Origin of the sequence: Hyphomonas sp., from assembly GCF_013823385.1 — a bacterium.
GTDB lineage: Bacteria > Pseudomonadota > Alphaproteobacteria > Caulobacterales > Hyphomonadaceae > Hyphomonas.
The window spans coordinates 1-1,928 of record NZ_PNMA01000116.1; the positions used below are offsets into that span (position 1 = coordinate 1).

2 protein-coding genes are annotated in these 1,928 nt (G+C 62.2%); both read right to left on the bottom strand.

What is annotated here, in order from left to right:
• Positions 1-1,454 (bottom strand): N-6 DNA methylase (locus tag C0456_RS20240; protein ID WP_291056412.1); only part of this gene is annotated, 1,454 nt, incomplete at its 3' end.
• On the bottom strand, positions 1,444-1,620 hold the full coding sequence (locus C0456_RS20245) for a hypothetical protein (RefSeq protein WP_156076270.1): 177 nt from the start codon (positions 1,618-1,620) through the stop codon (positions 1,444-1,446). The genes C0456_RS20245 and C0456_RS20240, both read right to left, overlap by 11 nt.
• Positions 1,621-1,928: the final 308 nt, after the last annotated feature.

Sequence of the window (1,928 nt, forward strand, 5' to 3'; positions counted from 1 at the left end):
AGCTGATCGAGACGTTCGTCATCCATCGGCTCTCTTGGGTAAAGGCCATGAGCGATGTTGATGTGGCGAGCATTGCACCGATTGCGGACGAATGCGGGCGGGCGGCGGGCCATATAGGTGCACAAGATCGGGGCAGGCTCTCGCAGGCCGACGGACCACCATGCGCGGCGATGCCGGGCCACAAAGCCTGACGGCACATCGTGAGCGCGCGCCCAGGCAAGGAACTCGTCGACTGCCCGCCGCTCCTTGGGGGACAAGTCGTTCAGATCCACCGGCAGATCGATGACCCTGCGCAAAGCGTCGTCGCGGTCGAGCGATGGTGCCGCCGCAATGAGCTCCCGTGCCCGGGTGACCGTCGGTAGCAGAAAGCGGGAGGGCAAACGATGCGCGCGCGCACCAGCAATCCAGATGCTATTGGCACCGGTGACCTGGCCGCGGTGAACGCGGAACAACTCGCCAAGTTCGATTTCGTCGGCGCCCGGCACTGGCCCCTCGCGAACGAAATGAGACCACCTCCCCGCCTTCTCGAGGCTGGTCCACGGCACGGCCTGCCCGCCCTTCAGATTGTCGAGTTCATCAAGACCCTCAACCGCGCGGATGGCAAGATCATCAGTCCGGCCGCCCAGTTTGAAGCAGGTGATGGCCCCCGTAGTCATCGCATCGGCGAATGGCGGCGCATTCGGGCTGATGACATGCAGAGACGCACCCCCTAGCCCGTCCGCCAGCATCTCGCGCAAGACAGAGCCGTAGTTGACGTCGATCCATTCGGCCGACGTGATGAACGCACCAAAATCACCAGGACGGCCGATGCTGCGCGTCTTCAGAAAAAAGTGAATGTGGAGACCCGCGAGCTTGCTGGCCCGAAATCCGTGCTGAGCGGCCGTTTCAGCGAACCATCGCTTCCATCTCTCGCCGATCTGATGGTGCCGCACATAGGGAGGATTCCCGATGAACAGCGTGGCACCCTTGATCTTGCGAAGCTTCACTTCGCGGTAGTCGCGCGCCACGACGGACAAACGGTTTGAGAAGCCGCAGACGGCAGCGTTGGCGCGAAGCAGAAGCAGCGCGAGAGGGTCGGTTTCGACACCAATCAGCCTAGCCCTCGGGAAGGCACGAGCGGCCGCAACCAGGAATCGACCAGAACCGCAGCCCGGATCGACCACGCGCGAGGGCACGTCCTCCTGATCTTCCGCCCAGGCAAGCATCGATGCCACGATAGCGTGAGGCGTATAGGTCGCACCGCTATCCCTACGCTCCTTGGGGGACCGAAGGGTGCAGAACAGCTCTCCCAGCGGATCATCACCAGCTGCAATGGCCTTTCGGATGGGTTCGATTACTTCGGGGCTGGGAGCCTCGGAAGAAGCTATCAGAAGCTCTTCGGCTCGCGTGACCGAAAGGCCTTCACCAATCAGGGCATGAGCCAGTCCGGCGAGCTGGCGCTCATCAAGAACCACTGCCCCCCTCCCCCTTGTCGGTCTCGTACCCGGTCCAAAGCTCTTCGAACAGCTTTCGAAGGGACAGCCCGCGGTTGGCGGCCTCGGCCTTTACCGCGCGCGCCATCTCGGGCGACAGCGAGAAGCCGACAATCTGACGGCTCGGTTTGTTGCGCACATTGGTCATAAGACGCGTATTGTCGACTCGTCGACAAAGGTCAACTGCATCGAGGTGCCGGTGGCCGATCCAAGGGCTCCGTCACTCGCACGAACGGCGTCAGCGCAACCCGGAGACCGCGTTAAGAATTATTCGATATCTGTTAGTTATGCTCGCCGCCGACAAATTTGGAGCCGCGGCGCGGCGATCCGGAGCAGCGGTCGTGAAACGAGTTTCAGCAGTGCGGTGGCTACGCCGCAAGTTCAGAGATGTCCTAGTCCAGAGGCGCATCGGCAAGCCAAGCGCGAAGCGTCGCGTGCGCATTTGGGCATCGAAAC